This is a genomic window from uncultured Lactobacillus sp., assembly GCF_902491705.1.
GTDB lineage: Bacteria > Bacillota > Bacilli > Lactobacillales > Lactobacillaceae > Lactobacillus.
The window spans coordinates 42,159-65,786 of sequence record NZ_CABUIW010000005.1 but is presented as its reverse complement, the minus strand read 5'-3'; the positions used below and the strand labels follow the sequence as shown (position 1 = coordinate 65,786).

At 34.3% G+C, this 23,628-nt stretch carries 22 protein-coding genes; 20 read left to right on the top strand and 2 right to left on the bottom strand.

What is annotated here, in order from left to right; translation table 11 throughout:
• Nucleotides 1-203 precede the first annotated feature (203 nt).
• From RDN22_RS02190 to yjeM, 9 genes are all read left to right on the top strand, one after another.
• Complete coding sequence (locus RDN22_RS02190) at nucleotides 204-818, top strand: GTP pyrophosphokinase family protein (RefSeq protein WP_308555470.1); 615 nt, start codon at nucleotides 204-206, stop codon at nucleotides 816-818.
• Nucleotides 819-821: 3 nt separating this feature from the next.
• On the top strand, nucleotides 822-1,487 hold the full coding sequence (locus RDN22_RS02185) for a response regulator transcription factor (protein WP_308555466.1): 666 nt from the start codon (nucleotides 822-824) through the stop codon (nucleotides 1,485-1,487).
• Between the two features lie 10 nt (nucleotides 1,488-1,497).
• The gene (locus tag RDN22_RS02180) at nucleotides 1,498-2,772 is read left to right on the top strand and encodes a HAMP domain-containing sensor histidine kinase (RefSeq protein ID WP_308555464.1); all 1,275 of its coding nucleotides are present in this window, start codon (nucleotides 1,498-1,500) and stop codon (nucleotides 2,770-2,772) included.
• 47 nt (nucleotides 2,773-2,819) lie between these two features.
• Nucleotides 2,820-3,995: an MFS transporter gene (locus tag RDN22_RS02175; RefSeq protein ID WP_308555462.1), complete on the top strand. Its 1,176-nt coding sequence runs from the start codon at nucleotides 2,820-2,822 to the stop codon at nucleotides 3,993-3,995.
• 20 nt (nucleotides 3,996-4,015) lie between these two features.
• The gene (locus tag RDN22_RS02170) at nucleotides 4,016-4,423 is read left to right on the top strand and encodes an OsmC family protein (RefSeq protein ID WP_308555460.1); all 408 of its coding nucleotides are present in this window, start codon (nucleotides 4,016-4,018) and stop codon (nucleotides 4,421-4,423) included.
• 14 nt (nucleotides 4,424-4,437) lie between these two features.
• Nucleotides 4,438-5,145, top strand: coding sequence for an aldo/keto reductase (locus tag RDN22_RS02165; RefSeq protein WP_308555458.1), 708 nt, complete (start codon nucleotides 4,438-4,440; stop codon nucleotides 5,143-5,145).
• A 68-nt stretch (nucleotides 5,146-5,213) separates the two neighbouring features.
• A complete protein-coding gene (locus tag RDN22_RS02160; RefSeq protein WP_308555456.1) occupies nucleotides 5,214-5,966 on the top strand; it encodes a hypothetical protein in 753 nt (250 codons plus the stop codon).
• Nucleotides 5,967-6,172: 206 nt separating this feature from the next.
• Entirely contained in the window at nucleotides 6,173-7,675 is a 1,503-nt protein-coding gene (locus RDN22_RS02155; protein WP_308555454.1) for a bacterial Ig-like domain-containing protein, read from the top strand.
• A 108-nt stretch (nucleotides 7,676-7,783) separates the two neighbouring features.
• The gene (gene yjeM, locus RDN22_RS02150) at nucleotides 7,784-9,283 is read left to right on the top strand and encodes a glutamate/gamma-aminobutyrate family transporter YjeM (RefSeq protein WP_308555452.1); all 1,500 of its coding nucleotides are present in this window, start codon (nucleotides 7,784-7,786) and stop codon (nucleotides 9,281-9,283) included.
• Between the two features lie 56 nt (nucleotides 9,284-9,339).
• On the opposite strand, the gene RDN22_RS02145 is transcribed toward yjeM, so the two are convergent.
• Nucleotides 9,340-9,705: a hypothetical protein gene (locus RDN22_RS02145; RefSeq protein WP_308555450.1), complete on the bottom strand. Its 366-nt coding sequence runs from the start codon at nucleotides 9,703-9,705 to the stop codon at nucleotides 9,340-9,342.
• Between the two features lie 177 nt (nucleotides 9,706-9,882).
• Here RDN22_RS02145 and hsdR point away from each other — a divergent pair, with 177 nt between their 5' ends.
• The 9 genes from hsdR to RDN22_RS02100 all read left to right on the top strand — a co-directional run bounded on the left by hsdR (nucleotide 9,883) and on the right by RDN22_RS02100 (nucleotide 20,171).
• Entirely contained in the window at nucleotides 9,883-12,204 is a 2,322-nt protein-coding gene (hsdR, locus tag RDN22_RS02140) for an EcoAI/FtnUII family type I restriction enzme subunit R (RefSeq protein ID WP_308555468.1), read from the top strand.
• A 14-nt stretch (nucleotides 12,205-12,218) separates the two neighbouring features.
• On the top strand, nucleotides 12,219-13,694 hold the full coding sequence (locus RDN22_RS02135; RefSeq protein WP_308555448.1) for a class I SAM-dependent DNA methyltransferase: 1,476 nt from the start codon (nucleotides 12,219-12,221) through the stop codon (nucleotides 13,692-13,694).
• Nucleotides 13,694-15,100, top strand: coding sequence for a restriction endonuclease subunit S (locus RDN22_RS02130; RefSeq protein ID WP_308555446.1), 1,407 nt, complete (start codon nucleotides 13,694-13,696; stop codon nucleotides 15,098-15,100). The genes RDN22_RS02135 and RDN22_RS02130 overlap by 1 nt, the downstream gene beginning before the upstream one ends.
• 42 nt (nucleotides 15,101-15,142) lie before the next feature.
• Nucleotides 15,143-15,964 carry an abortive infection family protein gene (locus RDN22_RS02125; RefSeq protein WP_308555444.1) on the top strand — a complete coding sequence of 274 codons (822 nt, stop codon included), beginning with the start codon at nucleotides 15,143-15,145 and terminating at the stop codon, nucleotides 15,962-15,964.
• Between the two features lie 309 nt (nucleotides 15,965-16,273).
• A complete protein-coding gene (locus RDN22_RS02120; RefSeq protein WP_308555442.1) occupies nucleotides 16,274-16,435 on the top strand; it encodes a hypothetical protein in 162 nt (53 codons plus the stop codon).
• 191 nt (nucleotides 16,436-16,626) lie between these two features.
• The gene (locus RDN22_RS02115) at nucleotides 16,627-17,784 is read left to right on the top strand and encodes an AbiH family protein (RefSeq protein WP_308555440.1); all 1,158 of its coding nucleotides are present in this window, start codon (nucleotides 16,627-16,629) and stop codon (nucleotides 17,782-17,784) included.
• Nucleotides 17,785-17,868: 84 nt separating this feature from the next.
• Nucleotides 17,869-18,249, top strand: coding sequence for an ASCH domain-containing protein (locus RDN22_RS02110; protein WP_308555438.1), 381 nt, complete (start codon nucleotides 17,869-17,871; stop codon nucleotides 18,247-18,249).
• A 275-nt stretch (nucleotides 18,250-18,524) separates the two neighbouring features.
• Nucleotides 18,525-19,220, top strand: a complete 696-nt coding sequence (locus tag RDN22_RS02105; RefSeq protein ID WP_308555436.1) for a hypothetical protein — start codon at nucleotides 18,525-18,527, stop codon at nucleotides 19,218-19,220.
• Between the two features lie 18 nt (nucleotides 19,221-19,238).
• On the top strand, nucleotides 19,239-20,171 hold the full coding sequence (locus RDN22_RS02100) for an oxaloacetate decarboxylase (protein WP_308555434.1): 933 nt from the start codon (nucleotides 19,239-19,241) through the stop codon (nucleotides 20,169-20,171).
• Nucleotides 20,172-20,212: 41 nt separating this feature from the next.
• Here the strand turns inward: RDN22_RS02100 and RDN22_RS02095 are convergent, their stop codons facing one another.
• Nucleotides 20,213-21,223 carry a LacI family DNA-binding transcriptional regulator gene (locus RDN22_RS02095; RefSeq protein WP_308555432.1) on the bottom strand — a complete coding sequence of 337 codons (1,011 nt, stop codon included), beginning with the start codon at nucleotides 21,221-21,223 and terminating at the stop codon, nucleotides 20,213-20,215.
• 76 nt (nucleotides 21,224-21,299) lie between these two features.
• Between RDN22_RS02095 and RDN22_RS02090 the strand changes: the two genes are divergently transcribed.
• Complete coding sequence (locus RDN22_RS02090; protein WP_308555430.1) at nucleotides 21,300-22,601, top strand: 2-hydroxycarboxylate transporter family protein; 1,302 nt, start codon at nucleotides 21,300-21,302, stop codon at nucleotides 22,599-22,601.
• A 17-nt stretch (nucleotides 22,602-22,618) separates the two neighbouring features.
• Nucleotides 22,619-23,611: a D-2-hydroxyacid dehydrogenase gene (locus tag RDN22_RS02085; protein ID WP_308555428.1), complete on the top strand. Its 993-nt coding sequence runs from the start codon at nucleotides 22,619-22,621 to the stop codon at nucleotides 23,609-23,611.
• Nucleotides 23,612-23,628 lie beyond the last annotated feature (17 nt).

Sequence of the window (23,628 nt, the reverse complement as noted above, 5' to 3'; positions counted from 1 at the left end):
TTGTTCTTTATTAAATTTAGTCATAATAAAAGACCCAAAAGTGTCTAACTTTTGGGTCTCACTTCATTTTCATAATGAGTGCTTTTTTTGCAATCTTTAAACATTTTTATAGCAAGTTATAATTTTCATAATGTTTCTGTTACGTTCAAAGAAAAATCAAAATTCATTGTTATAATGGCTTTAAACGAAAGAAGGGACTAATGTTGAATATTTACGGAAAATACGCCCCCACACTGAATAAAATACTTAATCAGTTACTTGATCGTTTTGATGAATTAAACAAGAACTATGAGAAAGTTCATCATGAGCGTTTGTATGAACACCTGCGCGGACGAGTTAAGAGTGAAGCCAGCATGGAAGATAAATGCAAACGAAAGAATTTGCCATTAACGCCGCATTCGGCACTGCGCGAAAATCGTGACAGTATTGGCTTGCGTGTTGTCTGCAACTTTATCGATGATATTTATACTTGCATTGATTACATTAAAAGTTGGGATGACATAAGCGTTTATAAAGAAAAAGACTACATTACTAATGCCAAGCCTAACGGCTATCGTTCTTACCACATGATCTTAGAAATTACCGTAGATGATGAAGATGTTGACGGCAACATTCCTGGTCATTATTTTGTCGAAGTACAACTTAGAACTATTGCCATGGATACTTGGGCTAGTCTTGAACATGAAATGAAATATAAACACAAGATCAAGAATCCAGAAATGATCGGACGAGAATTGAAACGAGTGGCTGATGAACTTGCTTCTTGTGATGTAAGCATGCAAACGATTCGTCAGTTAATAAGGGAAGAGGATGATTAATTAATGAAGATTTTAGTAGCAGAAGATGAACCCCAGCTATTACGTGTATTGACAGTCGCAATGGAAAAGTCAGGTTATGAAGTTGATCCTGTTGATAATGGCTTGAAGGCGGTTGAACATGCCAAGAAGAATTCCTATGATGTAATTATTTTGGACATCATGATGCCAGTTATGGACGGAATTACTGCACTTAAAAAGATCAGAGAAAGTGGCGACAAGACTTATGTCTTGATGCTAACTGCTAAAGCTGAAGTAGATGACAAAGTAACCGGTCTTGATAATGGTGCCGATGACTATATTACTAAGCCATTTTCATTAAAAGAATTATTGGCACGTCTGCGTTCAAAAGAAAGACGTGAAGATGACTACACTCCTAATGAATTAACTGAAGGGGATGTAACTCTTAATGTCGAAAAACAACAATTAGTCAGCCACAACTCAATCCAATTAAGTGGTCAAGAAACGCAATTAATGAACTATTTCTTATTAAATGAGGGCAAAGAATTATCAACCGAAGAAATTCTGAACCATGTCTGGAAAAACGATGAAGATGCTACTCCTGACGTGGTTTGGATCTATGTTTCTTATTTACGTCAAAAATTACAATCAATTCGAAGCAGTGTTCAAATTGAAGGACAAAAAGGTGGTTCGTATATGTTAGTTAAGTAGGTGAGGTAAAGTGATTCAAAAATTTCGCTGGAAATTCATCGCTACTTCAGTTGCCGCTTTATTAATGGTGTTAATGATTACCTTAGGCGGACTGGTAGGTGTTACGCGGATTCAAAGCCAAAATGAAGTTAATCGAGTTTTGACTGCACTTGTAAAAAATGAGGGACGTTTATCACCTAGAAATGCGCAACCAGCATTTGGTAATCAACATGATCCAATTAACCGTAACTTCTTTGGTGGATCATATAATCCTGAAGCGGTCTATCAATATCGCTACTTCGCAGTTACAGTGGATCCTAGTCACCGCGTAAATGTCATTAATGATAATAATGTTTACAAAATTAAGAATACTCAAATCAAAAATATCACACGGCAGGCTTTAGCTATGCATCAAGATTCAGGCACAGTTGAAGTTGGGCAAAATCAATATGCTTATCGAGTTGCCAAAAACTCAACTGGCCAAACGATGGTAGTCTTTTTAAATGAAACCTTAATTTTTAATCGTTTCTGGCTACTATTTAGAGTGTCAATTGTCCTTGGCATAGGTGCCTTAATTATATTTGCCCTAGTTTTGATCTTGGTTTCAGGTAAAGCGATTAAGCCAATTGTTGATACTTATCGTAAGCAGCAAGAATTTATTACTAATGCGGGCCATGAATTGAAGACTCCACTAGCAGTTATTTCCGCAAATACTGAAATGGAAGAAATGCTAGGAGATAGCTCTGAGTGGAACGAAAGCACGAAAGAACAAGTTGCTAAACTAACTAAATTAATTGATCGTTTAATTTCTCTAGCACGAGCTGGTGAAACAGGTGAAATTACTTTAAGTAAAGTCAATTTTTCTCAAATAGTTGAAGATACGACTCAAGACTTCAAGTCAGTGATGAAAAAGAACAATTTTACCTATCAAGTGTCAGTTCGCGAAGGGATTAATGTGATTGCAGAAAAGCATTCTTTGTCAGAAGTGGTAAATATTCTGCTAGATAATGCCAGAAAATATTGTGATCCTGATGGCAAAATTAAAGTAAGTTTAAGTAAGAGTACTTTAAGTAAGAATGCAATTTTACGAGTAAGCAATACATTTAAAGAAGGAAAAAATGTAGATTATAGTCACTTCTTTGACCGCTTTTATCGTGAAGATGAATCCCATAATTCTAAGAAAGGTGGCTTTGGTATTGGTTTATCCATGGCACGTGAACTAGTAGAAGCTTTTCGCGGTAGAATCAGCGTCAGTCATAAAGGCGAAGACATCGTTTTTACTGTAGTATTGAAAATTGCTAAATAGATTTTTGTGATAGTTGTATAATTAAGCCAAAGAAATGGGGAATTAATTTGGCAAAAAGAAAGTCTATTTATACCAAAGATGTTGTACTTGTAATGGCAGCATCTTTCTTCTTTATGTTTAGTACGATGTTTGTTAATCCGTTGATTAATGGCTACGCAAAGAACTTAGGGGCAAGCAGCACCTTTGCCGGAGTAATCGTCGGCATTATGAGTGTTGCCGCAATGTTTTTGCGTCCTGTTGCCGGCAATTTGACAGACAAGTTTTCAAAATATCGTCTTTCATTTATTGGCGGTATCTTGATTTTGATAGGTGTATTAGGATATATCTTTACGCCATCAAGTGCTTGGCTATTATTATTCAGACTAATCAATGGTACAGGCTACGTTTTATGTACCGTTTGCATGACCACTTGGCTAGCATTTTTGGTTCCGCGGCAACATGTTGGTGAGGCAATGGGCTTTTACGGCTTGATGAATGCCTTGGCTATGGCTTTAGCACCAGCATTATCAATTAATATTTATCAAAAAATTGGTTACCGCGAGAGCTTAATCGCCTCCGCTGTTTCAGCTTTGTTAATGGTTGTTTCTATTCAATTTGTGGGCAATCATGTTAAGCCAATTGTTAGAGATAAAAAGAATACTAAAAAGCATTTCAAGATTATTCAGATGAATGTTTTGCCAGTAGCGATTTTAACAACGCTTTTCGCAATTCCTTACTTTATTACGCAGGCTGATATCGTTACTTATGTTGAACAAAAGCATTTATCTGTTGCCGTTGGATTATATTTCTTGATCTATGCGGCAGTTTTATTAGTAATCAGAATTGGCTTGAAGCGCTACTTTGATACAGTTAGATTCGGCGTTTGGTTCTGGATTAGCTTAGTATCAACTGCTGCTTACATTGTTTTACTCGCTATCATGAACAATAATTGGCAAATGGCACTAGCAGCTGCTGGCATGGCAATGGGCTACGGCATTATTTATTCAGTTTTACAATCAACTGCGCTTTTACTTGCACCAATTGAAGAGCAAGGATTAGCTAGTTCAACATTTTATTTAGGCCTCGATATTGCGATGGCCTTTGGCCCAATGCTAGGTGGAGTAATTGATAGTGTTTTGCCAATTAAGTGGTTCTATTTAGTAGAGTTAGTGTTAATTCCATTTATGCTGGTAGTTTACTTTATCTGGCGCAAACGGTTAAACGGAGCAATTGATCACCATTAATTAAAAAAGAAGGGATCATTATGAGTGAATATTTAGTAAAGTCCAAGCTTAAAGACGAAGAATGGCAAATTGCAAATCAAGTTCGCGATCACGTTTTTATTTGTGATGATAATAGCGAAGAGCATGATAAGGGTCCAAACCCTGTCGAATATCTATGTGGCAGTGTCAATTCCTGTATTGTAATGTCAGCGGGGATGATTACTAAGGCACATGGATTAGATGTTAAGAATTTTCATGTAGAAAATTATGCTAAAACTGAAAATTTAGGCCATGGGAAATCTGTGGTAACTGAAATGAAAATAGAAGTCTTCTTTGATTCAGACATGACAAAACTGGAGAAAGAGAAGTTCTTATCCCACGTATTGCATGTTTCCACTGTTTATCAAACAATCAAAGAAGCTATCAAAATTTATGTAGAATTAGCTTAAGGAGTGTTTGCTTAATGTCATTATTAGACGAAGCAGTTGTATTAAATGATGGTAGCTTAATGCCAAAAGTTGGTGTGGCTATTTCAGATGATGAAGGTGCCACAAAAGCAACCAAAGCAGGTTATCGCTTGCTTAATTGCCTTGCAAATGACCAAATTGATTTTGAAAATTTAAGCCCACAAACTTATGTAGAAATTCAAGTTTCTGAGAAAATTACCACTCGCGAAGAGATGCGTAATAATCTTAAAGAAATCAGAAAAGCTTTAGTGGCTAAACATGCTGACCTGGCTATGCTTTGTTTGAGTGATGATGCTGAACGCAACAGCCAACTTTGGAAAGAACTTGAACAAGTTAAGATTCAAGGCTGGCTCAAAAATATTGGTGTTGCTAATGCAGATAATGATACTTTGTCTGCTATTTTGAAATCAGCTAAAATCAAGCCTAGCGTAATTCAAATGGATTATGAAAATCCAGCTTTGATTGATTTAGCTCGTAAAAACAATATACAAGTGGAAGTCTTAGCTACTGGTGATATCGATGCATTAGTTGAAATCGCTAGTCACTACGGTACAAGTACACTTGAACTTGTTTTACGTTATTTTGCTCAAAAGAAAATTGTGCCAATCGTTCAGGTAGAAGATATCGTTGATAATCCTCAAACTGGCTTCACAATTGCGGCAGATGATATGGCTACAATTGGGCAGCTATTTGCAGGTAAGTAACACGTAGAAGAACTTAAAAAATGTTATAATTGAATCATAAGAGTTATGTTTTTAGGAGATTTTATATAATGAAAACTAAAAAATTATTTACTTCGTTAGCAGCTGCTGTAATGCTTTCAGCAGGTCTTGCTGGTACTGGAATGGCAATGAGCGAACCAGTTCATGCTGCAACAACTCAATCTTCAGACAGCAATACTGCAACTATCAGCGTAAAGCGTAGAACTGTTGCTGCTACTGTTAAGAGCAACAATCCTAAGTTAGTTGCTGTTGCTAAGGGTCAAAACCCAACTACTATTGATTCAAATTATACTCAAGGTCAAACCATTAACGTGTTATGGTCAACTGAAGCTAAACAAGGCGACAACACTGTAACTTTGTACTACATCGAAAACAGAACAATTAATGGTCAAGACAGCTTTGTCTTTATTCCATCAACTGATGTAACCACTGCTTCTACTGTACCAACTGAATCAGCCTTTATTACACAAGCAACAAACGATGCTAAGGCTATTCAAGATGCTTATAAGAACAGAACTTTGCAATACATTACTGTAACCCCTAAGTCAAAGAAGGGTGCAAAGATTTACTACGCTTACAAGAAGAGCAAGAAGTCAAAGAAGATTACTTTTGCTGCAAGCAAGAAGAAGATTAAGTATGGTAAGAAATACAAGTCTTCAATGATCGTTACTAATGGTAAAACTAAGTATGTTTACATTGGCAAGAAGAGATACGTTAAGCAATCAGCTATGAAGATTGTTAGTGCTAAGTATTCACCACTTAACTTATCAGACGATCTTAAGAACTTAATCGTTGAAAAGTAATTTTTCAATCTGGGACGCTACATCTTGTAGCGTTCTTTTTTTGTCTATTTTTAAGAATTAATAGCATTATTAAGTGCTTCTTATGCAGACAATATATTTACAAAAATCTTTTAATGCTACCGCTTTCATGCCTAGCACAAATTAATATAAAGAACTACAATGTTAATCGTGTTATTGAATGAAAATAGGGGAGTAGTAGAAAAGATATGAGAAAGAAATGGAGTATTTCTTTTATTTTGGCATGCTTGTTAATGCTGTTTGTGATTAAGCCACAATCTGTTTTGGCTAAGGAACTCAGTCCTTTTCAAACAAAAATGATTAGTGGTCGTAATTACGGAATCTATCAGCGTTTAACAAAAGCAGGTCTTTCAGGTTGGATTGGTTCAACTAGAACATTTAGATATGGCAACTTTCAAGCCAGTGCTGAAAGAAAAATTGGTAAACGCAAGTACAATTACGTTTGGATTGATGGTCATAGAGCCGGCTGGGTTGATCAGCGAGCATTTTTGAGAAAGAAAATCTCTGTTGCTCGCGATATTAGCTTGGTGAAGAATCCAAACTATAATTTTGATCCTAGGGATGCAATTAACTTTGCAACCAATAAAGCCGGAACTGTAATTAAGCCTAGTGAAGTAAAAGTTTCAACTGGTGTTATTCCAACTAATGAAGCTGGCCAGTTTGAAGTAACTTATTCTCACGGCAAGGCTAAGGCACATGCAACTGTCGAAGTAAGAAGCGATGATCAAGAAGGTATCGCTAAGGCAGATGTGACACCACAACCAGGTGCTGGCGGTGCAACTAGCTGGTTTAAGCACTTTAAGACTTCAGGCCACTGGGGCAAGAGCTTTGCACCAGAAACTAAGCCGCACACTTTAAAGAGTGGTCCATTTAAATTGAAGACTTACTTCTATCAACCAGCATCATTGAGTCAGAGTGGTACGCCAAGTGGATTGGTTGGGCCTGTTCCAGAAGGAATGACCGTTTCAAAAGGCACGATGTATACCACTATGTATAGTGAACCATGTCGCACGCGTTCACATATTGTAGCTTACAAGTTTAGCCATATTCCTAATCGCTATATTTTGCAAAAGTTGCCATGGCTATCTTGGAATAAATTTACAAGATTAGCTTCTCACATCAAGATTAGCCCATACATTAAGACAGGTCATGGACAAGCCTTTGGTGCTACTAAGAAATATTTGTATGTCATTGCTAATGATCACTTGTTAAAAAATGATCCAAGTTCAGAAGAATTGATGCAGATTAGCAAGAAGAACTTACGCATTAAGCGCATTTGGACATTTAAGATTTGGAACCGCGGAGCAAATGATGGCCGTTATATTCATAATGCCGCATTTATAAGTGATCACAAATTTATTGCGGTATATCATAGTTCAACTGATCATCGCTTTGAATACTGGGAGGTTACTCGCAATGGTGATAGCTTTGTTCCTAAAGAAATTGGGGCAACTCGAGGCGACTTCATGTTTAATAACTCTCCAGTTCAAGGCATGGCATATGATAAGAAGAGAAAGCAAATCTATTTAGCATTTAACGATTATTTGTTTAAACTGAAAAGAAACGGACACGTATTAAGTGAAGGTCATTTCCACACTGGTCGTGAATTTGAAGGTATTTGCGTGAACGGCAATCACTTGTATGCAGAACTTGCACAACGGCCTGAATTGTTGAGACAAAGAATTAAATAGATAATTTCAGAATCAAGCCATCGTGGCTTGGTTCTTTTTTGAAAAAATTTTATTAAAGGTTCATAAATAAGTAATGTTTGTTTTAAAAAAGGAGTTGTTTAGTTTTTTATGGAGAAGAAAGATAATCACGTCAAGATTAAGCTTAACAGCTTAGTTTTGATGATTTTCTCTTCTATTTTTGGATTTAGTAATTCATTGACAGCCTTTTACCAGATGGGCTATGCAAGTATTATCTGGTATATTGTGACTGCTATTTTATTCTTCTTGCCATCTGCATTGATCTTTGCGGAATACGGTGCATCATTTAAAGGAATAAAAGGTGGGATCTTCTCATGGCTTGAAGGATCAACTAATGAAAAAGTAGCGTTTATCGGAACCTTTATTTGGTTGTCCGCTTGGGTTATTTGGTTGGTATCATCTACTCAGTTCTTCTTGGTATCAGTCTCAACTGCCGTGTTCGGCCACGATACAACCCAAAGCTGGCATTTAGGTGGATTAAGTTCAACACAACTGCTAGGAATTTTGGAAGTTATCTTCTTAGCAATCGTAACTTTCTGTGCTGCTAAGGGAATTGATAAAATAAAGGCCATCAACAATATTGGTGGGATCTTTACTTTGGCAATTGCCATTGGCTTTACAGCAGTATCATTATTCGTGTTTATTTTGAATCATGGTCAACTTGCTGAGCCTGTAACTGCACAAAACTTGGTTCACTCACCAAACCCATCATTCCAGTCACCAATTGCGGTTGTTTCATTCATCGTTTATGCATTGTTTGCTTATGGTGGTCTTGAAACAACATCAGGTGTTATTGACTCAGTTGATAAGCCAGAAAAGACTTATCCAAAGGCCTTGATTATTGCCATGGTAATGATGACTGCACTTTATGTAGTTAACATCTTCATGTGTGGTGTGGCTGTTAATTGGAACAAGGACTTAGGTGTTAAGGGCGTTGACCTTGCGAACGTAGAATATATCTTGATCAATAACTTGGGTGTAGTTACTGGCCACAGCTTAGGCTTGTCAGAATCAGCATCACTTGCCATTGGTTCTGCATTCTCACACTTTGCCGGAATTGCCGACGTATTGTCAGGTATCGCTGCTGCCTTTTTGATGGTTTACTCACCAATCAAGTCATTTATTGAAGGTTGTGATCCTCGACTTTTGCCTAAAAAGCTAGTTGAACTTAACAAGCACGGGATGCCTGAACGTTCAATGTGGGTACAAGCAATTATCGTTAGTGTAATTATCTTGTTCATCTCATTTGGTGGTAATGCTGCTAGCCAGTTCTACACAATCTTGATGGACATGATGAACGTATCTTCATCTGCGCCATACTTGTTCTTGATTGCGGCATATCCATTCTTTAAGGCAAAGAAGAATTTGGATCGTCCATTTGTCTTTATTGAAGGCAAAAAGAAGGTCTGGGCAACAACTATTGTTGTTTGGCTCGTTGTTGCAATTGGTATTATCTTCACTTGTATCGAACCACTCTTTACAGGCGACTACCAAACATCATTCTGGACAGCCATTGGTCCTGTAGCATTTGGTGTTGTGGCTTGGGTATACTACTCATACCGCGAACGCAAAGAAAAGGCTGCTTTATAATAGGAAAAAATAGCACTCGATTGAGTGCTATTTTTTATGTTGTTCAGTTGTTAAATTTAAATTCTTTGATACCAATTAGCTCTTGAGCCAGGTACTACGAAAAATGTTCGATGATTATGATAATATTTGCCACCTTTGATTACCCAAACACCACCTGTACTCATAAGCCATCTGGAAATATAAATCTTGGTACCTTTGTGGGCATGACCTGCATGATAAAATCTGTTTTCGGCTTCGCAATGTCCAGTTTTACATCTGTAAACAGGCATAGTCCTAGTAACTACTACATGACGAGTAGCCAATGAAGCGTAATTGTTTCCACTTAAATAGCTTGCTTGAACTTTATTGGAATTGGTGGCTGTAAAAATACCTGCGAATCCCAAAATCATAATTAAAAGTACAATAATTCTTTTGTTCTTCAAAACTAAATCCTCTCTATATCACTAAATAGCTTTCAAAACATCTATATTATAGGTCTAATAAAGTATGAGAGATTGGAAAATTAAATCACACAGTCTCCTTTTTGATTTAGCTTCATATATAATAAAGAAGACACGTATATGCAGAAATGGGTGACTATTATGGTATCTAATAATAAGATGAATCCTCTAGAAGATAAAATGAATCTTACAGAAGAGGACATAAAAGAAAGATATATTACTCCGGCTATTGAAAAAGCAGGATGGAAGAAATCAGATAAATTAATGGAATATTACTATACTGCTGGTAGGATTAACGTTGTTAATGATGTAGTGGAGCGAAAAAAAGGGAGGAAAGTAGACTATTTACTTTTTTATCGTCCTAATTATCCATTAGCGGTTATTGAAGCTAAAGATAGAAAAAATCATGCCTTACCAGGAGCAGGTTTGCAGCAGGGTATGAGATACGCAGATGATTTGAAAGTTCCATTTGCTTATTCATCTAATGGGGATGCTTTTGTAGAGCATGACATGATTACGGGTAAAGAAAGAGATATATCATTAGATGAATTTCCTACTAAAGAAGAGTTATGGACACGCTTTAAAGAAGAGCAGAAACTTACACCTGAACAAATTAATGCAATGGTTCAACCATATTATTCAAGTAGAGAAACATACCCACCACGTTATTACCAAAGAGTTGCTATTAATCGTGTTGTTGAAAGTATTGCTAATGGTCGCCCAAGAATTTTATTACTTATGGCAACTGGTACAGGTAAGACCTATACAGCCTTTCAAATTGTTTATCGATTACTTAAAGCAGGCATTAAGAAACATATTCTATATTTGGCAGATCGAAATATCTTAGTGGATCAGCCAATGCAGAATGACTTTAGTCCTCTGCAAAAGTTAACTACTAAAGTCCAGAAAGGTAAATTAGATAGTTCTTACCCAATTCATTTTGCCTTGTATCAACAACTTGTCGGTAGTGAAGAAGAACAAGCTCAAGGAAAAGAACCTTTCAGACAATTAAAGCGAGACTTCTTCGATATGATTATTATTGATGAAGCCCATCGTGGTTCTGCCAAAGCTGATAGTCAATGGAGAAAGATTCTAGATTACTTTGACGGACCAGGTGTTACTCATTTAGGAATGACGGCAACGCCGAATACTAAAGAAGGTTCATCTAATATTGCTTATTTTGGCGAGCCAATATACACTTATACTCTTAAACAAGGAATTGAAGATGGCTTCTTGGCTCCATACAAAGTCATTAGAGTTAATTTTGATGTTGATGTCAATGGCTTTAGACCAGCTAAGGGACAAGTCGATAAGCATGGTCAGGTAATTGAAGATAGATTGTATACTTCAAGAGACTTTGACAAAACTTTAATAATTGATGATCGTACTAAAGCTGTTGCACATTATGTTAGTGAGTATCTTAAGAAGAATAATTGTCGTTTTGATAAGACAATTGTCTTTTGTGAAGATATTGAACATGCAGAACGAATGCGTCAAGCATTTGTAAATGAAAATAGTGACTTAGTAGCTCAAGATCATCGCTATGTAATGAGAATCACGGGTGATGATAAGGAAGGTAAAGGCCAACTTGATAATTTTGAAGATGTATCAAGTAAATATCCAACAATAGTAACGACCTCTAAGCTGTTAACTACTGGTGTTAACGTTAAGATGTGTAAGATTATTGTTTTGGATTCTAATATCAATTCAATGACTGAATTTAAGCAAGTTATTGGTCGTGGTACTAGACTTGAAACCGATCATGGTAAATATTTCTTCACTATTATTGATTTTCGTGGTGTATCAAGATTATTTGCAGATCCAGAATTTGATGGCGAACCAATTGAAATTATTGATGGTGGCTCAGGTTCAGGCTCAGGTGGTAGCCATGGTGGTTCAGGCGGTGTATCAGAACCACCGAAGCCAAAATATGAGGTTACAAAGCCGGAAGTTAAAGTAATTAATGATCAAACACAATATTTAGATGAAAATGGTAGATTAATTACTACTTCATTGACTGATTACACTAAGAAAAATATTTTAGGCAAATATGCCACTTTGGATAAATTCTTAGCTGATTGGAATGCGGCAGATGATAAACAAAAATTGCTTGATGAAATGGAAGAGCATGGCATTTTCTACAAGCAAATTATGAAAAATGAACATATCAAAGATATGGATCCATTTGATTTGATTCTCCATCTAGCATACAATCAAAAGCCGCTTACAAAGTCTAAACGAATTAACAATGTGAAGAAATCAGGCATCTTAGATCATTACAAGGGTGCTGCTAGAGAAATCCTTGATAAGCTCCTTGAAAAATACAAAGATGATGGCATTGCTGATCTTGAAAATAAGAGTGTTCTTGGACTGCCAGAGTTTGAAAAATATGGTGGTACTATCAAAATTATTATGTCCTTTGGTGGTAAGAGAAATTACGAAGATGCAATTAAGCAGATAAAAGAAAAAATTTACGATTAGAAAGAAAGTATTAAATGGCTGGAACAACCCAATTTGTAAAACGAATTAGAGATATTATGCGTAATGATCCTGGTATCAATGGTGATGCGCAAAGAATTGAACAATTATCATGGATCCTATTTTTAAAGGTTTATGATGACCGTGAAATGGTTTGGGAGATTGACCAAGATGATTATGAATCAATCATTCCGGAAGGGATGCATTGGCGTGAATGGGCTAAAGATAATAAAGATGGTCAAGCTTTAACTGGTGATGAATTACTAGATTTTGTAAATAATCATTTATTACCGGCATTAAAAGGAATCACTGTTACTCCAAATACCCCAATCAGTAAGGCAATTGTTAAAGATGCTTTCATTGATGCTAACAATTACATGAAGAACGGTGTCTTATTGCGTCAAGTAGTTAACGTTGTTAATGAAGTTGACTTCACTGATCCAAAAGACCGTCACTTATTTGGTGATATTTACGAAAGTATCTTAAAGGAATTGCAAAGTGCTGGTAGTTCTGGTGAATTCTATACTCCACGTGCTTTAACTGATTTTATTGCTAGAACATTGCAGCCAAAATTAGGCGAAAGAATTGCTGACTTAGCTTGTGGTACTGGTGGCTTCCTTGTCAGTGCATTGAATATCTTGAAAGGTCAAGTTAAAAACGTTGAAGATCGTAAGAAATACAATGAAGCAGTCTTTGGTATTGAAAAGAAGGGTCAACCATATATCTTAGCAGTAACTAACTTGCTTCTTCATGATGTTGATAATCCAGATATTATTCATGGTAATTCATTAGAAAAGAAAGTTACTGAATATACTGATAAAGATAAGTTTGATGTCATTATGATGAATCCACCATTTGGTGGTTCTGAATTGCCAATCATTAAGCAAAACTTTCCAAGTGATTTGCAGACAAGTGAAACTGCTGACTTATTCTTGGCCTTAATTATGTATCGCCTTAAAGATAATGGCCGAGTTGGTGTGATTCTGCCTGATGGTTTCTTGTTTGGTAATGATGATGCCAAAATTAATTTAAAGAAGAGAATGCTAAAGGACTTTAACTTGCATACGATTATTAGATTGCCAGGCAGTATTTTTAGTCCTTACACTTCAATTGATACTAATATTCTGTTCTTTGATAAGACTGGTCCTACTAAAGAAACTTGGTTCTATCGTTTAGATATGCCTAAAGGATATAAGCACTTCTCTAAGACTAAGCCAATGAAGCTGGAACACTTTAAACCAGTTGAAGATTGGTGGAGTGATCGTCAGGAAATCCAAGACGATAAAGGTAACTATAAGTCTAAAGCTTATACTCCAGAAGAAATTGCAGATAATAACTACAATTTGGACTTATGCGGATTCCCTACTGAAACTGAGGAAGTATTGCCACCTGAAGAATTGATGCAAAAATATGAGGAAGAAAGAGCTGAATTGAATCAAAAGATTGATAAGACTTTAGCTGCTATTAAGAAGTTACTTGAGGAGGATGACTAATGACTCCTGAACAATTAAGAGCTTCTATTTTGCAATATGCAATGGAGGGTAAGCTGGTTAAGCAAGATCCTAATGATGAACCAGCAAGTGTATTGCTTGAGAAGATTAAGGCTGAAAAAGAGCAATTAATCAAAGAAAAGAAGATTAAACGTACTAAAGCGTTGCCTGAGATCACTGATGATGAAAAGTCTTTTGATATTCCTGATAATTGGGAATGGGTAAGATTAGGGGATGCTTTTACTATTTTACGTGGCGGATCCCCTAGACCTATAAAGAATTACCTTACAGATGATAAAGATGGTATTAATTGGATAAAAATTGGAGATACTGATCCTAACAATAAATATATTAATCATGCTCAAGAAAAAATAATTTCTGAAGGATTAAAAAAGACGAGAATTGTACATAAAGGAGATTTTATTCTTTCAAATTCCATGAGTTTTGGAAGACCTTATATTTTAAAAATAGATGGTGCAGTTCATGATGGATGGCTAATTATTTCTAATTATAAAAAACTATTTAATAAAGATTTTTTATACTATTTATTAATATCTCCTTTTATAAATAATCAGTTTACTTCATTAGCTACAGGATCTACTGTAAAAAACTTAAATAGAGAAAGGGTAGCTAAAACTATAGGAGTTATTCCACCATTAGAAGAGCAAAAACGTATCGTAGTTAAGATTGAAAAAATGCTACCACTTGTTGATCAATATGCTAAAGCATACAATCGATTGAAAGAGATTGATGATAATTTCAACGACAAGCTGAAGCAATCTATTTTGCAATACGCAATGGAAGGTAAGTTGGTTAAACAAGATTCTAATGATGAGCCAGCAAGTGTATTGCTTGAAAAGATCAAGGCGGAAAAGGCTGAACTTGTTAAGGAAAAGAAGATCAAGAAGAGTAGGCCACTTCCTCCGATTACCGATGACGAGAAACCTTTTGATATTCCTGATAGTTGGGAATGGGCAAGATTAGGGGATATTTTCTATCTAAAGGCTGGCAAGAATAAAAAATCATCAGAAATTAAATCTGTGCAAGATGCTATTTATAAATATCCTTGTTTTGGAGGAAATGGTATTAGAGGATATGTAAAAGATTTTAATAAAACTGGTGACTTTGCTTTGATAGGTAGACAAGGAGCATTATGCGGAAATATTAATTGGGCACAAGGAGATTTTTATGCTACCGAACATGCTGTAATTGTAAATACATTTGCAGAAGTAAGCTCTAAGTGGTCAGGTTATTTTTTACGTGCTCTAAATTTAAATCAATATTCCACTTCGACAGCTCAGCCAGGATTGTCAGTAAGTAAAATTAATTATGTACTAATTCCAGTTCCTCCATTATCAGAGCAAAATCGTATTGTTAATAAAATAGAACAACTTTACGGTCTGATATAGCTAACATTTCTAATTTTAAATTTTTTCTTTATAGGTGAAAATATGGAGAAATACGATATTTTAAAAAGAAGTTCAGTTGAGTTAATGTTAATTGGAGGATCAGGTGATATTTATTCAAATAAGGCAAATTCATATGAAAGAAATGAATTTCCGTATTTAAGTGGACCTGAAATATGTGATTTAGCGGAAGAATTTGGTCTGACAATTGAGTACGATAAACCATCGCTTAGTAGACAAATGTATTTAGACGAATTAATAGACTACTGTAAAGCGAATAATATGTTAGATAAATTAGCATCATATTTCTTTTCAGATAGGAACCTAATAAGAAGCTTTATTGATTTACCAGAATCTCAAATTATTAGAATGATGGATAATTATCGAACTAAATTGTTGGATAAAATAAATGGTTTAATCTTTGATACAGATTATAGATTTGTAAAAAATGGGGATAATGTATCCTTAAAACCCAAGGGAAGTCAGTTTAAAATTGAAAATTTTGATTTAACATCAAATAAAAGTGATTGGTTACGAAAAGAATACAAAAAAATAGATCATGAAATAAATAGGAAAGACTATTCATCGGCGCTAACTAAGACTGAAACAATGATTGATCAGGTTTTAAGATGGGGAGTTAAGAAAAAAGGAGATTCATTACCTGAAAATAGTAAATTTAAAGATAAATTTAACAAGGTTGCTGAATTGTATAAGATTGAAGCAGATAAGGTAACAGACAAACGAACTAAAAAATTAATAAGTGGTCTTAATACCATAGTTGATTCAATAAATGAAATGAGAAATTGGAATGGGGATGCCCATAGTCATACTCATCCAATTAAGATAAAAAAGTATCATGCGTATTAAGCATTAAATTCTGGTATAACGTTGTGTGAATTTTTATTGAATGTTTATGAAGAAAATTCATAAGTAATTATTTGTAAATGTTAACCTTCAATAGTGATATAGGATAAAGATTAATGAGTAAGAATGAATTGATAAATATATTAATTAGCAAAATTAATTCTAATATGGATAAATTTTTGCATTAATTGCGATTCTTATAGCGATATTTGCTTTTTTCAATGGAGACTGTCTAGTTCACAAGTTGAAAAGCTTAAACGTGAAGTAAAAGAAAATATTATAAAAGAATATCAGCTTGAAAGAATAAATTCGTTGATAAAAAAACAGATAGAAAATGAAAAAGTAGAACAACAATTAATGGAACAAATAGCAATATTGATGGAAATGCCATTTTTTGTATCTGTGGGTCGATTAGTAAATTTGGGTAAAAATAGATATGAAAGATATTTTGATTTGCAACAAATAGATACTTAACTGGTTTTGTTACTACTGATGGCTTATATAATAATTTATTCGCTATTATAAATCATTTAATTAAGGTATTTAAGGTTTGGAAAACTTTTGATTTAACTTCTAAAGATGAAACCGAATTATAAAAGATATATTTTACAATCGGCCAAAATTAATTTTCTAAGGAGTCTCTAAATAAAAGGATGGCATTTAAAATGAAGAAGCAAATTATTATTTTAGGAAATGGATTTGATTTAGCGTGTGGATTAAAAAGTAGATATGCAGATTTTTTTAAGAATAGATTCGAAAAACTATTTGGTAAGAAGGATCATGATGAAATACGTAAAGCCTTAACGAATGAAGATGAACTTAAACAATCTGTAAATATAAAAAAGGATTATTTTGCAGAAGTAGCAAATAAATATAACAATGAAAATATTACTAGATGGGATATTATTTTCCTTTTCGCTGAAAAGTACATGAATAATGAACAGGAAAATTGGAATGATATTGAAAATATGATTTCTAAAATAATTACTATCGCAGCAGATCCTTATGGTGAAGGATACTCTTTTCATGATACTGCTATGGAAAAGATAGTAAGAATGTTTTCTGGTTCGAGTGATACAGATGAATCAGGGGATCGAGAAAGAATAAAGGTATTATTTCATTCGCTATTAGCTTTTGAAAAGGTGTTTAGTAACTATATTTATGATCAGGTTTCTAATAATAAAGAATTCATTAGCAAGGCAAATGATTTGCTTAATAAGTTGATAAAGTATAAAGGGAAAAATGATCGAGTTGATATTATTTCGTTCAATTATTCATTAAACGAAAGTACTAAACGTTTTTTACCAGCAAATATAAACAGCTGGACTAATATACATGGGGTAGCTGGATATGATAAATTATCAATGAAAAATTTCTTTTCAAAGAATTCTCAAAATATTGTTGATACAATTCCTTCTCCTGTTTTCGGCATCGACAATCATGATATAAAAAATAGTAATGATTTGCGAATTTCTTTTACTAAATCATATAGGCTATTAAACAATAATATAAATAATATTAGATCTAAAGTTGATTACACAGGAACTGATTTAATTACAATTTATGGACATTCATTAGGAAGAGCAGACTATTCATATTTTGAAACACTTTTTGATTTAAACAATATGTATAATAGCAATACTGTTTTACAATATTATTACTACCCAGGAAGTAATGAAATTGAAAGTAGACAAAAGTATACTAAATTGTTAATGAATCTATTAACAGAATACGGATTATCTTTAAGTAATATTCACGGTGAAAATATTGTAAATAAATTGATATTAGAACAAAGAATTGAAATATTACCAACAAATAACTAAATGATGACAAAAAGTAAGTAATAATTAAAGTTAGCAAAACAGAATCGCTAACTTTTTTTATTAAAAAAACACGGGAGGCAATACATGAAGGCATTATCAGTGCGCGGCGACTACATCATGGACATGATCGCTGGCAAAAAGAAAATTGAATATAGGTCATGGAAGACGAATTATCGCGGGCCGATTCTGATGTGTTCAACTGCCAAGAAGGTGGCTGGTGCGGCACCTGGTTATGCTCTTTGCGTCGTGAATCTAACTGGCATTCAATATTTTCCATGGGAAGATCTCTACTATTGGAACATCGAGCTTGCCAATGTGATCAAGCCGATTCATGTGAAAGGTCAACTGAAGCTCTTCGATGTCAATGATGATTTGATTAAACCAATCAGTAGAAAAGAATTTGATTCAGAAGTAAAGCCATTGATTTATTCTCCAAGGAGAAAAAGCTTGCTGAATAATGAGTAATTTAGTCCTCGAAGTTAGGTAATTCCTAATTTCGAGGACTTTTTTTGTTAAAAAATCATGCATTTATTGTTAAAAGAAACACGAGAATGTAGTATAACGTAATACTTAATCTTAAAAACTGAAAATTAATAGCAAATCAATTGCTATTGTAGTGTTTAACGCTAATGAAATACTACAGCTTTTTAAAAGTTATTTGACAAAGTAAAACGTTATACTATAATAAACGGTGTAAAGAGAAAGCGCTTCCCAGATATAAAGAAAAAGGAGATAAAACTATGTTAAAAGGAATTGTTCCAGCAGTTGGTACTGCAAGTTTGGTTAATTCTCTTAAGCAAAAAGATAGAACTTATTTTTTAAGTGGCCGTCTTGTAGCTCAAGCATTATTAGGTAGCGATAATGAAGGACTAATTTCTCTTTCAGAATATGCCCAAGTTTTACGTGATATAAAAATTGAAACAGATCAATCAATCATCGCTGATGCACAATCTGGCTTTGGTAATCCACTCAGCATGTGGAATGCAGCTGTTGAATTAGATCGTTCTGGAGCAGATTACTTAATGATGAATGATCAATTATGGCCATCTCATTCAGAAAAAATATCGGGTTCTGATGATGATGCTAGTTTGCTTGGAAAGATTGAAGCTGCAATTGATGGTAGTAAGGACTCAGATGTTACGGTTTTAGTTAAATTAGAAGGCATTTCTAATTATGGCTACGATGGCTTAGTTGATCGTATTAAGCTCGCACTTAAAGCAGGTGTTAAGCAAGTTGTTGTGGCAAGACTTAACAAAGAGCAAGCAACTAAATTAAGTAAAGAATCATTCTACGATAAAGTTGGTCTAGAACTAGACGATGATAATTTGACTTTAGATGATGCTAAAAATTTGAAACCTGCCTTCATTATTCCAGTTGCTTCTTCTTTAAAGGCACTAGAACAAGCACGGACAAGTTTAAGCAATATTTTAGCTTAATGGATGGGGGATTTAACAATGAAGAATAAAGCCGAGAGAATGCGTGAAGCTTTTGATGAAATGATTCATAGACCTAATCACTTAGTAGCAATGCCAATTGCACCAGATGCTTTATCAGCTAAGATCTGTGAACAAGAGGGTTTTGAATGTATTAATGCTGCTGGTTATGCAACAAACGCAAGTGATTTGGCAGAGCCTGATCGTGGATTTGCTGATTTTGGTATTATGCTGAATAAAGCACGTGAAGTTATTAATGCAGTTAATATTCCAGTATTTTGTGATACTGATACTGGTTATGGTGATTCTGCAAATATTGCTAGAACTATTAGAAGCTATGAAGCAATTGGTGCAGCTGGTTGTTTTATTGAAGACCAAACGTGGCCTAAGCGTTGTGGGCATATGGCTAATAAGAGCGTTGTTTCAGCAGATGAGATGGTTGCCCGGTTAAAAGCAGCTCTTAATGCAAGAAAGCACAAGAACTATATGATTATGGCACGTACTGATGCTAGAGCCGTTTATGATTTGGATGAAGCAATTAGAAGAGCACATTTATATAAGGAAGCTGGAGCCGATATTATTTTTATTGAAGCCCCACAGAATATTGATGAATTAAAACGTATTGTTAAAGAATTTCCAGATACTCCATTACTTGCTAATATGCTTGAAGGTGGAAAGACTCCATTGGTAGATCTTGAAGATTTAAGAAAATTAGGCTTTTCATTATCAGCTCACCCAACTGCTCTGACTTATGGTCAAGTATATTCAGATAAAGAAATTGCCGATGATTTGCTTAAGAATGGTTCTACTAAAGATTCAATTAATCATATGATTACTTTTAGTAAATTTAATCAGATTGTTGGCCTTGATCAAGTTAATGCACGTGAGGCAATGTATTCAGATCAAAAAATGCAGGATAAAATCGATAATTGGAAAAAGGCAGGAGAACTTTAATCTTAATAAAAGGGGTAAGAACTCAAAGTTCTTACCCTTTGTTAATTGAAGGTTTCTCTTAAATGTAATTCTGGCGAAAGAAGAATATGCTGCGGAATATTTTTATTGTTTAATTGTTTCTGAATGATTGCAATTGATTCTTTTGCAATATCACTAGTTGAAAGACTAATAGTTGAAATCGAAGGTGTTTGATAAGCTGTGAAATTCTGCTCAAGTACACTCAAGGTTAACAATTTTAATTGCTGAGGGATTTGAACATTATGATGATTAAAGTAATAAACCATACCTATTGCGGTTAAGTCTGATTCAGCGATAACAGGATGAAAATCTTTTTTAGCAATCATTTGTTGAGCTACTTTTGTACCGGATTCATTACTATATTGTGATTGATAGGTTGCAAAAACTTTAATTCCAACTTTTTTTGCTCTAGAAATAATAGCTTCCATTCTAGTATTAGAAGCAGAATAATTATTAGCATCTAGTACTACAGAAATAGTTTTTATATGCTTTGCTTGAAGTAAAGTGATTGCTGTTTGAGCAATTAATTGTGGATCTACACCTACAGTTGATAATCTATCTGAAATTCGATTAAGTAGCACTATTGGTATTAATAAATCTGAGTTTTCAAGATCGTGAATATCTTTAGAACTTGCAGCCGCAATTAAAGCAGCATCATAGTTACCTTTTTTAAAGGTTTTAATAAGTTGATCAGCCTTATCATTTTGAAAAGGTTTAATAACTAAGTTCCAAGGCAGTTTCTTGCTTACAATTTCTTTTTGAATATAAGAAATGAGTGCTGGCAAAACTTCAATTAATCCAGTATTTGGATCAAGAGGAAAGCAAAGTGCAATTGATAGATTAGTTGGCCTAGCAGAGCGTAATTGTTGGGCGTTTCTATTAGGTTTATAGCCTAATTGTTGCATTGATTTGCGAACCTTATCGACGGTACTTTGAGGAATGTGACGTTCCTTTTGATGACCGTTAACAATTATGGAAACTGTTGAAACTGATACCCCCGCATTTTGGGCAACTTTTTTCATTGTAACGTGCATTAAAAAGCCTTCTTTCACCTTTTAGTAAAATTATACTAGTAAAATTAGCTAATTAAAAATAGAAAATGTGATTTTTATGAAAGAGCTAAACAAAATTAAAATTGCACATTTACCGCTAATAGATTTTTTGATTATTGCTGTAGTAGTTCTAGTGGCTACTTATACAGGGACTTTAGGTGAAAACAGTATTGGTGCATTAGCACTTCTCTTTGTACTCGGTGGAATTTTCTTCTATGTTGGTGGAATTTTGCCAATTATAGGTAAGTGGTTAGGTGGAGCGGTTCTACTACCATTATTTGGTGGATCAGCACTAGTATATTTTCATCTTTTACCTAAATATACTATCAAATCAATTTCGACTTTTATGTCTTCTGGATTTATTGATATTTATATCGTGGCAGTTATAGTTGGCTCTATCCTAGTTATGGATAAAAAATTACTATTGAAAGCAGCATGGAGAGTATTGCCAGTGATTATTGGCACGCAATTATTTATTGTTTTATTTCTATGGCTAGGTGGCTTGTTGTTACATTGGTCGCCACTTAAATCTATATTTATGACTGGCTTACCAACCTATGCTGGTGGGTCAAGTGGAGCTATTGTGGCAGTACCAAGTATTTATCAAAGTTTTTTCCATCATGATGTTGGATCATATGCTGCAAAATTCTTGGTGTTTTTAAACATTAATAATGTGCTCTGTGTCTTTTTATGCTCAGTTATGAATCAATTAGGTATGAAAAAACCGAATTGGACTGGTAATGGGCAATTGCTAAAAAGTTCTAGTGGAAATCAAGATATGGTTTCAACTAATGATTTAAGTCAGGTTAAAGTTACTCGTGAAGATATGCCAATAAGAATGAGCGTTGGATTTTTAGTTTGCTTAGCATTCATTATATGTGGACAAATATTAGGAAAATATATTCCACGAATTAGTGTGATCGCCTGGACTGCTATTTTAGTGATTTTATTTAAGGCAAGTCCTTTTGCCAGAAATGATTTATGTGTTGATGCTGGCTTATTCGAAAACTTTATGTTAAAAGGATTATTAGCAGCATTAATTACTGGAATAGGTATTTCATCTCTAAATTTGGCTCAAGTAGCAGAATATTTCAGTCCAGCTAATTTATTTGTTTTAGTAATGGGATTAATAGGTGCCGTTGTAGGATCTTTGATTTTTGGCTTAATCTTTCATTTCAATCCAATCGAATCTATTGTTTCAATTGGATTGCAAGTTGGAAATACCGGTGGATCTGGAGCGGTTGCTACTTTGACTGCTGCTAATCGAATGGAGCTAATGCCTTTTGCGACAATTGCCAATAGAATTGGTGGAGCAATCATGTTGATTTGGATTAGTTTATTATTACCATTGTTTCTTTAAAGAAAGAAGACTTTATTATGAAAATTGCATTATTTAACGCTAGTCAAAGTGAATTGAATGTTATCAATACTTGGAATGAAACACATGATGACAAAATTGATGTTAAAGAAGGAGTATTAACGGCCGAAAATGTTGATGAAGTAAAAGGCTATCAAGGAATTGATTTAAAGCAAACTGTGCCATTAAAAGATGAAGAAATCTATCGGAAACTTCATGAATTTGGCTTAAAATCCATTGGGTTGCGAATTGTTGGTACTGATATTATTAATATTGATTTAGCTAATAAATATAAGTTAAAGGTTACACATGTTCCGGTTTATTCACCACGCGCAATTGCTGAAATGGCAGTTACACAGGCAATGTATTTACTTCGCCATATCGGTGAATTTCGTGAAAATATGGATAAAAATGGTGATTTTACATATCCAGATGAATTAATCAGTGATGAGATTTTTAACAAGACAGTTGGTCTGATAGGTGTAGGGAATATCGGCTCAGCAGTTGCACAAATTTTCTCGGCCTTAGGTGCCAAAGTTTTAGCTTATGATGTCGTATATAATCCAGCTAATGAACCATTTTTAACTTACACTGATTTTGATACTGTAATTAAAGAATCAGATATTATTTCTTTACATACGCCTTTGTTACCATCTACTACAAATATGATAGGAGAAAAAGAATTAAAAGAAATGAAGAATTCTGCTTATCTTATCAATTGTGCACGTGGTGGTTTAATTGATACGCAAGCTTTAATTTCAGCTTTAAAGAACCATGAAATTTCTGGAGCAGGTCTTGATACATTAGCTGATGAAAACAGCTATTTTGGTTTAAAGGTGCAAAAAGATAAAATTCCAGCTGATTATAAAGAATTAGCTGCCATGCCAAATGTTGTAATTACTCCACACTCAGCTTTTTATACTAAAACTTCAGTTAAAAATATGGTTGGCATTAGTGCAAAAGATATTATTGATGTTTATAATGGTAAAAAATCACGTAATGCTATTAATTAATATGTTAATGTGAAATC

Coding starts and splice junctions, on each gene's coding strand:
- RDN22_RS02185 (WP_308555466.1), top strand. CDS start 822: ATGAAGATTTTAGTAGCAGAAGATGAACCCCAGCTATTACGTGTATTG.
- RDN22_RS02170 (WP_308555460.1), top strand. CDS start 4,016: ATGAGTGAATATTTAGTAAAGTCCAAGCTTAAAGACGAAGAATGGCAA.
- RDN22_RS02165 (WP_308555458.1), top strand. CDS start 4,438: ATGTCATTATTAGACGAAGCAGTTGTATTAAATGATGGTAGCTTAATG.
- RDN22_RS02160 (WP_308555456.1), top strand. CDS start 5,214: ATGAAAACTAAAAAATTATTTACTTCGTTAGCAGCTGCTGTAATGCTT.
- RDN22_RS02155 (WP_308555454.1), top strand. CDS start 6,173: ATGAGAAAGAAATGGAGTATTTCTTTTATTTTGGCATGCTTGTTAATG.
- yjeM (WP_308555452.1), top strand. CDS start 7,784: ATGGAGAAGAAAGATAATCACGTCAAGATTAAGCTTAACAGCTTAGTT.
- hsdR (WP_308555468.1), top strand. CDS start 9,883: ATGAATCCTCTAGAAGATAAAATGAATCTTACAGAAGAGGACATAAAA.
- RDN22_RS02135 (WP_308555448.1), top strand. CDS start 12,219: ATGGCTGGAACAACCCAATTTGTAAAACGAATTAGAGATATTATGCGT.
- RDN22_RS02130 (WP_308555446.1), top strand. CDS start 13,694: ATGACTCCTGAACAATTAAGAGCTTCTATTTTGCAATATGCAATGGAG.
- RDN22_RS02125 (WP_308555444.1), top strand. CDS start 15,143: ATGGAGAAATACGATATTTTAAAAAGAAGTTCAGTTGAGTTAATGTTA.
- RDN22_RS02115 (WP_308555440.1), top strand. CDS start 16,627: ATGAAGAAGCAAATTATTATTTTAGGAAATGGATTTGATTTAGCGTGT.
- RDN22_RS02110 (WP_308555438.1), top strand. CDS start 17,869: ATGAAGGCATTATCAGTGCGCGGCGACTACATCATGGACATGATCGCT.
- RDN22_RS02105 (WP_308555436.1), top strand. CDS start 18,525: ATGTTAAAAGGAATTGTTCCAGCAGTTGGTACTGCAAGTTTGGTTAAT.
- RDN22_RS02100 (WP_308555434.1), top strand. CDS start 19,239: ATGAAGAATAAAGCCGAGAGAATGCGTGAAGCTTTTGATGAAATGATT.
- RDN22_RS02095 (WP_308555432.1), bottom strand. CDS start 21,223: ATGCACGTTACAATGAAAAAAGTTGCCCAAAATGCGGGGGTATCAGTT.
- RDN22_RS02090 (WP_308555430.1), top strand. CDS start 21,300: ATGAAAGAGCTAAACAAAATTAAAATTGCACATTTACCGCTAATAGAT.
- RDN22_RS02085 (WP_308555428.1), top strand. CDS start 22,619: ATGAAAATTGCATTATTTAACGCTAGTCAAAGTGAATTGAATGTTATC.